Source organism: Neomoorella stamsii (assembly GCF_002995805.1).
Taxonomy (GTDB): domain Bacteria; phylum Bacillota; class DSM-521; order Neomoorellales; family Neomoorellaceae; genus Neomoorella; species Neomoorella stamsii.
The window spans coordinates 275,062-287,513 of sequence record NZ_PVXL01000046.1; the positions used below are offsets into that span (position 1 = coordinate 275,062).

Sequence of the window (12,452 nt, forward strand, 5' to 3'; positions counted from 1 at the left end):
GGGCTCTCCAGCTGTCTTTAAGTAGGCAAGGGAGTGTTCTTTACCAGCATGTAACTGCCAGGCAATTGGGGGAAATCTTCTTTGTAATCGATGCAGTCCTTGCGTGCGCCTGCACCGCTCGGAAAATGCGGTAAGACTATGCCTATATCCCAGGCTCCAGGGTATTAGGCAACCGGCGCATCAAACCCTCCAAGTACTCCCGGAAAGGCTCCCGCAAATCCTCCCGCTTCAGGGCAAACTCCACCGTGGCCTGCAGGAAACCCAGCCGGTCCCCCACGTCGTACCGCCGCCCCTCGAAGACGTAGGCGTACATGGGCCGCTCTCCCGCCAGCACCCGCAGGGCGTCGGTAAGCTGGATCTCCCCGCCCGCCCCGGGTTCCTGTTTCTCCAGGAAGTCAAACACCTCCGGTTCGATGATGTACCTCTCCAGGGCGGCCAGGGTGGACGGCGCCTCTTCCGGCCAGGGCTTTTCCACCAGGTCTTTTACCCTGTACAGGGGGAATGACGTTCAGAAGATGCTTTCTGCTTGAATTTGAAAGCCAGCTATAACCCGCGACTTAACAGCGCCCTGCTGTTCTATTTCCTGGTCCAGGGCAAACTTCCCGTCCTGCAGGCAAAAAACCTGTACCCCTTTATTCCCGGGGTCAATTATCCAGTATTCCCTGACGCCTTCCTTTTCGTATACCTTATACTTGCGGCGCAGGTCGTAGTAAGCTGTACCGGGCGAAAGAATCTCCACCACCAGGTCCGGGGCGCCTTTGATGCATTTTTCTTCGATGATGGCCAGCCTTTCGTTGGATATGAAAATTATGTCCGGCTGGTAGGTTTCTGTTTCTCCCAGGTAGACATCGACAGGAGCGTCTAAAACAATGCCCAGCCCCTTCTCCAGGACATAGCCCGCCATTTTTAACTCCAGCTTCATGGATACCATCTGATGATAGGGTGTTGGCGAAGGCGTCATTACCAGTTCCCCTCCAATAAGCTGATAAGGCGACCCTTCCGGCAGGCGGCAGTAGTCGGCGTAGGTGTACCGTTCCCGGCCCGCCGCCAGCTCAGCCAGGTTAGCGCTCACTTTCCCGCACCCCCTGTTCTTGGCAACTTTTTCTTTATTTTACCTGAAGCATATGGGTTGAGCAAGGTAAACTATAATGGGCGCTAAAAACGCTCCCCAAAGGAAGCGTGATCGACAACATCTTCGACATCAACGACCTGTCCGAATTGGAAGACTACCTGCATTGAAGGATCCTTTATCCCTCCGGAAACCTCGGGACCACCGCAATCTTCAGGCGGGCAGGCGCCGCAAACTCAGCCAGACTAACGCTCACTTTCCCACGCCCCCTGTTCCTTGCATACCCAATATATCCTCAAGGGGCCGCCGCAGTTCTACAGGTATAGTGGCAATTTTGACCCGCCTGCCTTCCAGACTCGCTTTGCCCACCATTACCAGGGCCTTTGACCAGAGGAGGCCCAGGGAAGATCGGGGGGCCTGCTCCTGCCAGAAGAAACCGTCCCCTTCCAGGGAGCCAAATTTGCGGCTAACAGCATTTAGCCGGCTCCAGCCGCCCCTCTGCAGCAAATATTTTAGAAGCTCCAGTTCCCCAGCGCCCAGCTCGCCCACAACCTTTTCCAGGTTGTCGCGGGAAGAAAGATGCTCCGCCAGCTGCTTTTCCCGCTCGCGCCGCAACCGTGCGGGTTTAAGGCCGTACTGGTAGCAGGCTCCGTCCAGCCAGTGGGCTGGCATGTTCTTTAATCCCCGCAGGAGGGAAGGATCAAGGGGTAGGGATTTGGCTTCTATTTGCCCCCGCTCTTCCTCTTGATAAAACTTGATCGCTTCCTCCGGTATATTGAGCAGGATTTCCCTCTTTTGCAGTTCTATTTCCAGCAGTTCCAGTTTCTGAAGGAATTCTTCGCTCAACCCCTCCCTAGCGATTTTTTCCAGGGAGGCACGGGCCTCCTCTATCCTGTCCATCTGGAGCATTAACGCGGCATAATTGAACAACACCGCCGGGTCTTCCGGGCCAACCTCCTTAAGCATGGACATTATCCTCAGGGCTTCTGCCAGCTCGCCCTTCTGGCGCAGGAGATTGGCCAGGGCCATCATTGCCCGGGGGTAGAATTTTCCTTGTTGTTGAAGGTCCTGCAGCAGGTCAATGGCGGCATCTACCTGGCCCTTATCCCGCAGTTCGAAGGCCCTTTCCACTATGGCATCCAGCTCTTTATCCGTTCCCAGGACAACAGGGGTTTTCTTAATATGTACCAGCCGGTTTTCCCCCTCAATAAACATGCGAACCGGCTCCCCTTCCTTCAGTAGCCCCCGTTCAATGAAGGCCTCCGCCGCCGCCATCTTTACTGTGGGGCTGAAGCCAGGAGATTCTAATATCTTCCACCCCAGCTTTTCCCCCCATTCGCCGGCGTAGGCCACCAGGGAATGGGCCACCATGCCGGCCGCCGGCGTTTCTCCCGCCTCCAGGATATAGGATAGCAGCACCATCAGGATATAACCGTCCTGCCAGTACCGGCGGCGGGCCTCCTTATCCACGGCACATGTTTTGATAATTGCATCAATTTCTTCCTGGGTGTAAGTAGTGTAGCTCATGGCAAAGGGCGGGATAACGCCGCGCTCCACCATAAAAGCCACCTGCTGCATGGCGGCAAATAACCTGTACACACCGGATATGGAAGACCACAGGCTCGCCGCCCGTTTATAACGGCCCAGGTTGAAGCAGGCCACCCCTGCCAGGAACTTGTTTTCCCAGGAAACATGACAAGTCTCCCAGCGGCGATACAGCTCAAATACCTGGCGGTGATCGTTCAATTCGGCCGCCGCCCGCATGATGCTCACCGTATACTCCCGGAAATGGTGCGGGACCTGGCTGCGGGCGCGATAAAATTCCGCCAGGCCGGCGTCGAAGCTCTGCACGGCCTTTTTAAGCCACTGGCGGGCTTCCTCTCCCCGCCCCTGGGCAAAGAAAATCTGGGAGGCCAGGGCATAGGTGAAGGGATTGGCGCGTTTATACTCTTCATCCGTGTTTAAGGCAGGCTGGATTACCTCCAGGGCGCGTTTGGGGTCGCCGCTGTGAAAAAGAGACAGGGCCAGGTTGTTGCGGATAGGAACGACGTCCTCCTTTTCCAGGGCGGCGGCAAAAGCTTTTGCTGCGCCTTTAAAGTCCCCTTTATCCAGCAGTTTTTGCCCGCGGGCTACAAGTTCCCCCGCTTTATCCCGGTTCATTATCCTTCCCCACGCTTTGCCAGTATTTTACCTTTGACTTTTTCGACAACGAACGATGGTTTCCTGCCATCCCGGCAAGATTTCGTTGACCCATGGCTGCTCCTTTGCCCGCCGCCCAGCCGGTGGCAAAGGCTATTTGCAGGTTGTAACCCCCGGTGTAGCCATCCACATCCAGCACTTCCCCGGCAAAATACAGCCCCGGCACTAAACGGGAAGCCATGGTGCGCGGGTCAACCTCCCGCACATCTACCCCGCCGGCGGTAACCATGGCCTCCTTTACAGGACGTGTACCGCTGATACGGATATTCAGTCCCTTCAATACCCGGGCCACCTGCCGCCACCCCTTACGGCCTGCCTGGCCACAATGGCCTTCCGGGTTTATCCCGGCTCGAGCAAGAATTTCCGGCACCAGCCGTCCGGGAAGCAAAGCATCCAGAAGATTTTTCACGCTCCTTGCCGGGCTCCCGGTAGCCAGTCTCAAGCAACGCTCTGCCAGCTCCTCCAGCGTTTCGCCGGGGAAGAAATCGAGTACCAGTTCCCACGGCCCGCTGTTTCCTTCTCCATCCAGGTGCCTGCTCAGACAAAGGATGCCGGGTCCGGATAGACCAAAGTGGGTAAACAGAACGTCTCCCTTTATTGATTTCACCCTTTTCCTTCCCGCCCCGGCAAGCAGGGTAAGGCCTGCTCCCTTTAAAGAAATGCCCTGCACCCGGCTATCGCGGATCCACCCTTCCGGGCTCTCCAGGGGGACCAAAGAGGGGCGCAGGCCCACAATATGATGCCCGGCCTGGCGGGCCAGGTCGTAGCCGTCACCGGTGGAACCGGTTGCCGGGTAGGAGAGGCCCCCGGTAGCCACAATGACCCCCCGGCCGTAAATTTTACCCCTCCGGGTAACCACGCCAGAGCACCTTCCATCCCGGAGCAGGAGCCCCGTTGCCCTGGTGGCGTAGTAAATCTCCGCACCCCGCTCCTCCAACGCCCTGGCCATAGCCCTGACCACATCTCCCGACCGGCCGGAAGCAGGGAAAACCCGGCCTTCCTCTTCTACCACCGTAGGTACCCCCAAACTGGCAAAAAACTCCCTCACCCGGGCAGGGGGAAAGCCATTCAAGGTGCTGTAAAGGAACTTGCCATTGCCGGGTATATTACTGACACATTCAGCCGGTGAAGAGTCATTAGTTAAGTTACAGCGCCCGCCTCCGGTAAGGAGCAACTTTTTCCCCAGTTTGTCGTTCCGTTCCAGGAGGATTACTCGTGCGCCCTCCCCTGCTGCCGCCAGGGCAGCCATCATGCCGGCGGGACCGCCTCCAACCACGATTATTGCCTCATTCACTTTGCCTGCACCATGCGTTTTTCTCATAATTATACCACTGTGATGTGTTTCACCGACACGGCTGGTATGGGCCAGTAAAATGGACTAAAATGACTCCGGGAGGGATGATAAGTGGACTGGGAACCGGTGGGTGCCGTCACTTTGGCCATGGTGCTCACCTCCTTGGGCCCCTCATTCTAACAGGGGCTAAAGGAAGTGGCTATTTTCGTAAGCTGCCGGGAATACAGCTACCGGTAAACGTTACGTCAGGATGCAAAGGATTTCCTACCAGTCTAAGTTCCCTGCCCGGAAAAAGTTTCCCGTATTGCACTATGAGATTCTAGAACGGGTGAAAGAATTAGACCTGGCACATCAATTGCGCTTGCTCGAAGAGGTATCCATCCTTATTAGAAAACAGGCCACGCAAGGGAGTTCCCGGAGCATCTTGGAATTGCAAGGCCTTGGAAAAGAAACCTGGAAAGATGTAAACGTTAAGGACTATATAGAACAGGAGCGGGCGTCATGGAATGGTTAGCCAACCTGTGCGGCAAGAAGGTTGCTCTCGATACCGCTCCCTTGATTTACTTTGTGGAAGAAAACTCAACCTACCTACCGCTTGTTCTTCTCTTCTTCGAAAATATGGATAATGGCCTATTTACCTGCATCACCTCCATGACGTTGATCGAAGTCATGGTTTACCCCCTCCGCCAGGGAAACCAAAGTTTAGCCCGGCGTTATCGGGACATCCTGCTTACAGCCAGAAACTTGGAAACTATCCCATCTTGTGGGCATAGGGAGAGGGTTGCCGAACTCCGTTACTCCCTATGCCGCTAAATGATAAAGAAGCCATCTCTTGACAGCATTACCAAGAGATGGCTTTTCTACTTTTATAGCATTGGTTACCGCCAAAGGCGGTGGTCCCTTAACCGTCAGTTACCGTGCACAGTCACACTCCCCGTGCCGGGAGTCATGAACTGGCAACAGTTTTATTCAGACAGTCTGTTTAGTGGGCGAAGATCGTTCCGAAAAAACCTAACAGTTGGTCGTAAATATCCAGCAATTTGTCGTATGATTTAAGGAGCCTGGTGTAGAGTTTAATTTGCACTCTTTCTTCTTTATCGCTGGGACCGTAGACTGCTTCATATACTGATTCCTCTTCGTCGACGGTGGTTTTTTCATCTACTGCAGCTTCTTCGTCAACGTGAGCGGCGGCTTCTTCTTCAGCTACCGCTTCCTCTTCATTGGCAGGGGCGGTGGCTTCTTCTTCACTTACTGCTTCTACTGTTGCTTCTACTGCTTCATCTTCCCCAGTAACGGCAACCTCTTCCTCAACTACCGCTTCCTCTTCATCGGCAGGGGCCGCGGCTTCTTCTCCAGCTACCGCTTCCTCTTCATCGGCAGGGGCCGCGGCTTCTTCTTCAGCTACTGCTTCCTTTTCACCGGCAGGGACTGTGGCCTCTTCTTCACTCACTGCTTCTACTGTTGCTTCTACTACTTCATCTTCCCCAGTAACGGCAACCTCTTCCTCAACTACCGCTTCCTTTTCATCAACAGGAGCAGTGGCCTCTTCTTCACTCACTGCTTCCTCTTCCCCGGCGGGAGCGGCGCCTTCTTCAACTACCGCTTTCTCGTCATCGGCAGGGGCCGCAGCTCCTTCTCCAGCTACCGCTTCCTTTTCATCGGCAGGGACGGCGGCTTCTTCTTCAGCTACTGTTTCCTTTTCACCGGCAGGGACTGTGGCCTCTTCTTCACTCACTGCTTCTACTGTTGCTTCTACTGCTTCATCTTCCCCAGTAACGGCGGCTTCTCCTTCGCCTATCGCTTCCTCATCACCGGTGGGAGCGGTGGCTTCTTCCATTCCGTTTTGAGCAACGGCGGTTCCAGCTCTCAGATTGGCCCTCGGCCAAACCAATATTTGTCTTGATTTCCCGTCCTCCATGAGGATAATCTGCGCCGCGGCTTTATCCGGCATTTCGAAAGAGTATGGGCGCAAGGAGTCCCCCCGTACTTCCTCTTGCACGGTAATACTGGCGTTGCTGTCTTCCTCGGTTTGGAAATCATCAGCAGCACTGGCTGGCATTATAGTGGCGAAAGTCAAAAAAGATGTGACCACAGAACCTATGGCAATCTTTTTCAATTTTTCTTTTGGCATAGACATAAACTTTCCTCCTCGACTTAAATTTAGCAACAAACTTATCCTTCAGAGCCCCAAAATCGCATTTTCCCTTCGCCTAAGAGTTTTACGCCAAATCCTTTTTTGGTTCGCTACACCGCCACCACCTCCCCGGAGATTTCAACCACCCCTCCTTTCGAGGAAAATTATACCGGAGGAATATTAAACGGCTTTTACCAGACATTGAAATTGTTTTTCGACAATGTTAATAAATGTTACGAGGCATTGAAGGCATAAAAAAACAACAGTTTCCGAGCAGTAATAGCCGGTAACTGTTGCTACTTTATTGAACCACCTGCTAATAGCAAATGGGGTTCGCTGTCGGCAGAAAGCCCGTGGAAGCAAAAGAAAAAAATCCCCCGACTGTATTAGCCGGGGACAATTACCTATTTCTGGTTATAAGATGGGAAACTGATGCTAAAAGTCGTTCCTTTCCCCAACTGGCTTACAACATCTATCTTGCCGCCTTGTAGCTGAACCAGCTTTTTCACAATCACCAGCCCCAGACCACTGCCTTTTTCCTGCATGCGACCACCGCGCTGGTTCTTCACCCGGTAAAACCTGTCCCAGATGTGTGGCAGGTCCTCGGGCGGTATGCCAATACCATTATCCTCAATGGTCAGTACCACTTCACCTTGTCTAGCCCCCACGCCAACCCTGATGGTACCGTTCTCCGTGGCCGTGACAGCATTCTTCAGTAAATTCCTGATAATCTGTTCCATCCGATCAACGTCCCCGATCACGACCGCATCTTCTGTTTGTGCCTCGAACAGGATCGAGGTATTCTTGCTCCTGGCCACACCCTCCATGGACATAGCAACACCCTGTGCCAGGGCGATTAAGTCCACGGGCAGCTTTTCGACAGTGATATTGCCGCTTTCCAGGCGGCTTAATTCCAATATGTCATCTACCAGCCTGGTTATATGCACCGTTTGAGTGTAAATCGTGTCTAAGTACCTCTCCAGTAAAGCCTCGTCTTGCACCATACCGTCGCGGATAGCCTCAATAAAGCCCTGAACAGCTGTCAGAGGGGTACGTAGCTCATGCGATATCTCCGCAAATAGCCGGGCTCTTTCTTCTTCCATCCTGCGGCTTTCGGCCTGTATCTTTTGCAGTCTTACCGCCAGTTTATTGAGCTGGCCGGCAAGGACATTAATTTCATCCAGAGGCTGGTCCTCACCGCTCAAAACGTAACTCCCCCTGCTGATCTCCGCCACGGTGGTAGCCAAACGAGAAATCGGCCTGGAAATGTACATGGCCAGGTAAACAGAAACGAAAATAATAATCACCAGGATGACCATTCCCCCGATAACCAGGTACAAACGCATTTTATTTAAAGCAAGGTCGAGATTGGATGGCTTCGTTTCCAGCAGGATGCCGTTTTCAATGGCGTCCTTGTTGTTCCCCATAGGGACAACGGCGATAAAGGTGAGCCGGCCTGTTTCCCGGTCCACTGTCCGGGTAATCGCGGTTTCACCTCTGGTGAGTATTTCGACGAATTTTGCCTCTACCTTGCTGCCGGGTACCACTTCCTGCTCCTCTGAGGTGCCCATAATGTTTCCTTCCCTGTCAAAGACCGTAATCCTTGCGTCAAAGATATCGGCCAGAAATTTCAACAAGTCCTGTCTACCCTCGGCCCGATCGCTTGTTTGCTCGGCAAGTGGAGTCCCCCATGCCTGGTCCTTTTGCTGGAGCAAAGCAAAGTTTACCCGCTTGGCCTTGCGTAACAACTCCTGTTGGACCTGATCAGAGGTTACCTGTTTCACTACAAAGCTGGAAAGCATCGACAGGGCAATCAGACCGACAACAAAGGCTGTCACATTGGTAAACAGTATCCTGGTGTAAATATTTTTGTTGAATTGTTCCCGCAGCAAGCGCTTGAACATGAGCCAGAACCCGCGCGCGGCACGGATTACCGACTGAAGTTTTTCCCTGCCCCGCCGGAGATAGGTATTCACGACGTGGCCTCTCCCCCTTTGACAGGAGGTGTAAACTGGTATCCCACACCCCAAACAGTTGTCAAGTATTCATGGGGCAAGGGCGACAGCTTTGTCCTCAGCCTGCGAATGTGGACATCCACCGTACGCTGATCACCGAAGTAGTCATATCCCCAGACGGCCCCCAACAGTTCCTCCCTGGTGAAAACCCGTCGAGGATTCTGGGCCAGGTAATAGAGCAAGTCGAATTCTCTGGGAGTAACTTGTGTTTCTTCACCATTAACCAAAACTCTCCTGGTATCGGCCTGGATTTCCAGCCCCGGGTATTTCAATTTCCAGTTCGTCACCGCGTCAACCGTTTGGGTACGGCGCAGTACCGCTCTGATTCTGGCTACCAGCTCCCTGGGGCTGAAAGGTTTGGAAACGTAGTCATCGGCTCCCATTTCCAGTCCCAAAACACGGTCCGCTTCCTCTCCCTTGGCTGTAAGCATGATGATGGGAATCATGCGTACCGCCCTCAAATCGCGGCACAGGGTAAGCCCGTCCTTACCCGGAAGCATGAGGTCCAGTATGACCACATCAGGATTCTCCCGGTCGAATGCGGGCAGGACCAGGTCACCGTGGTTAACCCCGATGACTTCAAAACCTTCCCTTTCGCCGTACAACTTGACCAGTTCCAGTACGTTTTGATCGTCATCAACCACCAAAACCTTACCCTTATACGGCATTATTTCCCCCCTCAGCAAGCTTTCTCTCTATATTGGTAAACGCCCGGGAAACTTAGAAAGTTCCCCTGCGCATCCGGCATGTTCTTGAACATCTGGTATTTCCAGTCAGGCATCCAGCCTCCGGCCAGAAGAAATTCCATACCTTCTGCTCCAGGAAAGAAAGGCAACAGTTGATGGCAAGTCCCGTCGAGCAACCAGAAAAAGCTGAGAAGCAGGTCGTTTCTCAGCTCTTTCTTATCTTCAATCCTAAGTTTTAAAGATTTGTTGCTCTAGCCCTTGATAATTTTCGAACCTGGTCACCCGTGTTTTGGGGATAGTCCATCCCTATTTTCGTAGCAATTATAATGGAAGAATGTTACCCGGCTTTTGCCCTACCTTGAAAATGTTTTGCGAAATTGTTAACAAATGTTACAAGGCAAAAAAACACTAACAGTTTCCGAGCAGTAGTAGCCGGTAACCGTTGGTCATTGAACAAGCACCTGCTACACGTCACTGGGAACGTCTACGCCTGCTGGCCCGCAAAAAAGGCGTAAAGTATGCTGACCTGATTACCGCCTGGGTGAAAGAACACCTGAGGGAAAGTTAAGGTGCCGGTATTGCGGAAAAGACTGGCCGCCCACAGGAAAGCATTCTCGTAAATAATGTCCTTGTCCAGGGATTCGAGAAGGTAAGGTACTTTCTGCCCCGTCACCTTTTCTGCCGCTTTGATTACTTCCAGAACCGAATAGCCCCGGCCGCTGCCCAGGTTGTAGGCCGCCGTGGGGCTGCCCTGTCCAGGGCTTCCAGGGCCAGGACGTGGGCCACTCGCTGGAGGAAAAGACGAAGCAGGGCACGCCGCAGTGTAGAGCCGCCTGGAGAAGAGTCAAGCCGCCGACGTTATTCAATCTTCAAAACACTGCCAGCCAAATTGGGTAAAATGATTATCAAAGGCCAGAGCTACATTCAGCTTTAGCCGTTCCATAACAGCAAAGGTAGTAGCATCGGTATAAGAAAAAGACTTATCTTTGTATGCAATTATGATTTCCCTGGCTCGCTTCTCATCTTCTTCTTTAACACGTTCAATTTTCCAAACCAAATTTTTTACCCATTCACGGGCCAGTTCATGACCTATACGGCTCAAAATTAAAGCATGGGTTTCAGCCAAAATAAAGTTTGTTAATATTAAATCAACATCCTGTTCGCTTAATTTCTTAAAGAGATTCTTAGCCTTCTCATGCCAATCGTCCGAACGGTCAATAAGGGCGTAAATAGCACTGGTATCTACCATTATTTTTTCCATCTTTCTACTTCACCTTCAGCCAGGTAATGATCATGTTTGGCAGCGACGTCTTTAAGGCCGCTGCTCCCGGCACCAACCAATTTCCATATAGGGTCTTCTTTACTCAAGGGCTTCACTGGCTGGACCTTTTTCAAACGTATCTCATCTTCATCAACCAGGATGGTCAAATAATCGCCTGCCTTCAGGCCCAAAGTTTCTCTGACACTTTGGGGAATAGTCATCTGCCCTTTACTGGTTAAGCGCACTAACGGCGTGGACATGAAGCATCTCCTCCTTACTCTTAGAAAGATTTCCTTACTAGGAGTATACCACTACTAACAACGCAATTGCAAGCACCCAGGGCCTTTGCTTATGCTTCAATCCTTCTAGGAAGACACCTTCTCCTCCATGGGAAAATAAGGCTCGATACTAAAAAACCATTGCAACCATAAGCAATCTCAAATGCAGTGCAGGTGCCGTACCACGCTGCCCCGGCGGCCCAGAACGATACCATAGCGCACGGCCGCGAAACGAGTCTTGCCCTGCCAGGCCCTTTATGCCCGTGCCTGGTGGCATGGCATGGGCTGCCGGGTAACGGCATTCAGCCGGCTCCAACCACCCTTCTGCAACAAAAGAGGGGGAATTTCCTGTCATTCAGGTAAGATCTTTAGCTGTGATTAATAATCATCTTCATGGCAAATAGAGCACAAGGGAGGATAGTGGGCTACAGTGGGGAGAAGCGGCAAAGCCGCCGGCCCTGCCGCTTCCAGGTTGAATCTTTAGGATTGCTGCTGGCCCGGGGGCAGGAAGGGCGTGGCCGGGGCCTGGCCGTTATGGCTGGAAAGGTACTTGATATACTGGGCCAGGTAGTAATTCAGCCCCGTCAGCGGCCGGCCGCGCACGGCCGCATTCCACATGGCCCTGGTCTCAGGGCTCTCCCCCTGCCAGCTCGTCACCGCCCGGGTGAAGTAGCCGCGGACCCTTTCCTGGTTCTCCGTATTGGGGTTTATGGGCACAAAATAGCGCCGGGCATAATTAATCCCCTTCCATTTGGCAAAGACCAGGGCCTTCTTTCAACCCTTTGTAAAAGGGCTAAACATCGCTCAGCCTTCTCCGGGTTATCATTTAAGAGCTAATTGTTCCATATATCTTCATCTGGTATAATATCACTACAACAAAGCGCTCGGGGAAATATGCAGGTGGTTAAATGCTAATTACCCGGTTAGTATGGAATGATGAGATTATCGAGCACATTGCTAAACATAATGTTACCCCTGAAGAAGTTGAAGAAGTCTGCTTTGGCCAACCGCTAATTCTAAAAAACAAACAATCAACTAAAGGGTTAAACCCTGTTTATTATGCCCTTGGCCAAACTGAATCAGGAAGATACTTAATCATAATGTTTATCTATTTTAAAAAAGGTCAAGCCATGGTAATAACTGCGCGCGATATGAATAAAGCGGAAAGAAAGCAACTTTATCAAAGGAGGGGTCTAAAATGATCAGGGAAAATAAAATACCTGATTTTACTACTATCAAAGAAGCTAGAGATTTTCTGGAAAAAAATTCGCTGGCCGACTTTGCCGAGAGCTTGGAAGAAGCGAAGGAAGTCCGCTTTACAGGCAGGAATAACCTGGTGGTAACTCTCAACCTGGAAAAGGAAGATTTGAAACGTCTACGCCTGCTGGCCCGCAAAAAAGGCGTAAAGTATGCTGACCTGATTACCGCCTGGGTGAAAGAACACCTGAGGGAAAGTTAAGGTGCCGGTATTGCGGAAAAGACTGGCCGCCCACAGGAAAGCATTCTCGTAAATAAT

At 52.2% G+C, this 12,452-nt stretch carries 13 protein-coding genes and 3 pseudogenes; 4 read left to right on the top strand and 12 right to left on the bottom strand.

Going from position 1 to position 12,452, the window contains the following annotated elements:
• Positions 1–142 precede the first annotated feature (142 nt).
• From MOST_RS10635 to MOST_RS10650, 4 genes and pseudogenes are all read right to left on the bottom strand, one after another.
• Positions 143–496 (bottom strand): annotated as a pseudogene (locus tag MOST_RS10635) (sugar phosphate nucleotidyltransferase); the annotation flags it as partial.
• Between the two features lie 12 nt (positions 497–508).
• On the bottom strand, positions 509–1,072 hold the full coding sequence (locus MOST_RS10640) for a Uma2 family endonuclease (protein ID WP_054936577.1): 564 nt from the start codon (positions 1,070–1,072) through the stop codon (positions 509–511).
• A 249-nt stretch (positions 1,073–1,321) separates the two neighbouring features.
• Positions 1,322–3,229: a tetratricopeptide repeat protein gene (locus MOST_RS10645; protein ID WP_054936578.1), complete on the bottom strand. Its 1,908-nt coding sequence runs from the start codon at positions 3,227–3,229 to the stop codon at positions 1,322–1,324.
• A complete protein-coding gene (locus MOST_RS10650) occupies positions 3,216–4,544 on the bottom strand; it encodes a BaiN/RdsA family NAD(P)/FAD-dependent oxidoreductase (RefSeq protein ID WP_161952833.1) in 1,329 nt (442 codons plus the stop codon). The genes MOST_RS10645 and MOST_RS10650 overlap by 14 nt, the downstream gene beginning before the upstream one ends.
• A 519-nt stretch (positions 4,545–5,063) precedes the next feature.
• On the opposite strand from MOST_RS10650, the gene MOST_RS10660 reads away from it, so the two are divergent.
• Positions 5,064–5,375: a type II toxin-antitoxin system VapC family toxin gene (locus tag MOST_RS10660; RefSeq protein WP_054936581.1), complete on the top strand. Its 312-nt coding sequence runs from the start codon at positions 5,064–5,066 to the stop codon at positions 5,373–5,375.
• 169 nt (positions 5,376–5,544) lie between these two features.
• On the opposite strand, the gene MOST_RS10665 is transcribed toward MOST_RS10660, so the two are convergent.
• From MOST_RS10665 to MOST_RS10675, 3 genes are all read right to left on the bottom strand, one after another.
• The gene (locus MOST_RS10665) at positions 5,545–6,699 is read right to left on the bottom strand and encodes a hypothetical protein (RefSeq protein ID WP_106007129.1); all 1,155 of its coding nucleotides are present in this window, start codon (positions 6,697–6,699) and stop codon (positions 5,545–5,547) included.
• Between the two features lie 401 nt (positions 6,700–7,100).
• Positions 7,101–8,672 carry a sensor histidine kinase gene (locus MOST_RS10670; protein ID WP_054936582.1) on the bottom strand — a complete coding sequence of 524 codons (1,572 nt, stop codon included), beginning with the start codon at positions 8,670–8,672 and terminating at the stop codon, positions 7,101–7,103.
• On the bottom strand, positions 8,669–9,379 hold the full coding sequence (locus MOST_RS10675) for a winged helix-turn-helix domain-containing protein (RefSeq protein ID WP_054936583.1): 711 nt from the start codon (positions 9,377–9,379) through the stop codon (positions 8,669–8,671). Before MOST_RS10675 ends, MOST_RS10670 begins: the two co-directional genes overlap by 4 nt.
• A 460-nt stretch (positions 9,380–9,839) precedes the next feature.
• Between MOST_RS10675 and MOST_RS18255 the strand changes: the two genes are divergently transcribed.
• Positions 9,840–9,965 carry a hypothetical protein gene (locus tag MOST_RS18255; protein ID WP_277995698.1) on the top strand — a complete coding sequence of 42 codons (126 nt, stop codon included), beginning with the start codon at positions 9,840–9,842 and terminating at the stop codon, positions 9,963–9,965.
• An 81-nt stretch (positions 9,966–10,046) separates the two neighbouring features.
• Here MOST_RS18255 and MOST_RS18550 read toward each other — a convergent pair.
• From MOST_RS18550 to MOST_RS10695, 5 genes and pseudogenes are all read right to left on the bottom strand, one after another.
• Positions 10,047–10,133, bottom strand: a pseudogene (locus MOST_RS18550) (GDP-mannose 4,6-dehydratase); the annotation flags it as partial.
• Between the two features lie 126 nt (positions 10,134–10,259).
• Entirely contained in the window at positions 10,260–10,658 is a 399-nt protein-coding gene (locus MOST_RS10685) for a type II toxin-antitoxin system VapC family toxin (protein ID WP_054936585.1), read from the bottom strand.
• Positions 10,646–10,918, bottom strand: a complete 273-nt coding sequence (locus tag MOST_RS10690; protein ID WP_054936586.1) for an AbrB/MazE/SpoVT family DNA-binding domain-containing protein — start codon at positions 10,916–10,918, stop codon at positions 10,646–10,648. Before MOST_RS10690 ends, MOST_RS10685 begins: the two co-directional genes overlap by 13 nt.
• Before the next feature lie 177 nt (positions 10,919–11,095).
• Positions 11,096–11,176: pseudogene (locus MOST_RS18555) on the bottom strand (polysaccharide biosynthesis protein); the annotation flags it as partial.
• Between the two features lie 240 nt (positions 11,177–11,416).
• Positions 11,417–11,653: a hypothetical protein gene (locus tag MOST_RS10695; protein WP_054936587.1), complete on the bottom strand. Its 237-nt coding sequence runs from the start codon at positions 11,651–11,653 to the stop codon at positions 11,417–11,419.
• 191 nt (positions 11,654–11,844) lie between these two features.
• Here MOST_RS10695 and MOST_RS10700 point away from each other — a divergent pair, with 191 nt between their 5' ends.
• Both MOST_RS10700 and MOST_RS10705 read left to right on the top strand, forming a co-directional pair.
• Positions 11,845–12,138 carry a BrnT family toxin gene (locus MOST_RS10700; protein ID WP_054936588.1) on the top strand — a complete coding sequence of 98 codons (294 nt, stop codon included), beginning with the start codon at positions 11,845–11,847 and terminating at the stop codon, positions 12,136–12,138.
• Positions 12,135–12,395 carry a CopG family antitoxin gene (locus tag MOST_RS10705; protein ID WP_054936589.1) on the top strand — a complete coding sequence of 87 codons (261 nt, stop codon included), beginning with the start codon at positions 12,135–12,137 and terminating at the stop codon, positions 12,393–12,395. Before MOST_RS10700 ends, MOST_RS10705 begins: the two co-directional genes overlap by 4 nt.
• Positions 12,396–12,452 lie beyond the last annotated feature (57 nt).

What these genes read in the sequence shown, in the direction of transcription:
- MOST_RS10700 (WP_054936588.1), top strand. Translation starts at nt 11,845, where the DNA reads ATGCTAATTACCCGGTTAGTATGGAATGATGAGATTATCGAGCACATT.
- MOST_RS10675 (WP_054936583.1), bottom strand. Translation starts at nt 9,379, where the DNA reads ATGCCGTATAAGGGTAAGGTTTTGGTGGTTGATGACGATCAAAACGTA.
- MOST_RS10705 (WP_054936589.1), top strand. Translation starts at nt 12,135, where the DNA reads ATGATCAGGGAAAATAAAATACCTGATTTTACTACTATCAAAGAAGCT.
- MOST_RS10690 (WP_054936586.1), bottom strand. Translation starts at nt 10,918, where the DNA reads ATGTCCACGCCGTTAGTGCGCTTAACCAGTAAAGGGCAGATGACTATT.
- MOST_RS10665 (WP_106007129.1), bottom strand. Translation starts at nt 6,699, where the DNA reads ATGTCTATGCCAAAAGAAAAATTGAAAAAGATTGCCATAGGTTCTGTG.
- MOST_RS10685 (WP_054936585.1), bottom strand. Translation starts at nt 10,658, where the DNA reads ATGGAAAAAATAATGGTAGATACCAGTGCTATTTACGCCCTTATTGAC.
- MOST_RS10645 (WP_054936578.1), bottom strand. Translation starts at nt 3,229, where the DNA reads ATGAACCGGGATAAAGCGGGGGAACTTGTAGCCCGCGGGCAAAAACTG.
- MOST_RS10660 (WP_054936581.1), top strand. Translation starts at nt 5,064, where the DNA reads ATGGAATGGTTAGCCAACCTGTGCGGCAAGAAGGTTGCTCTCGATACC.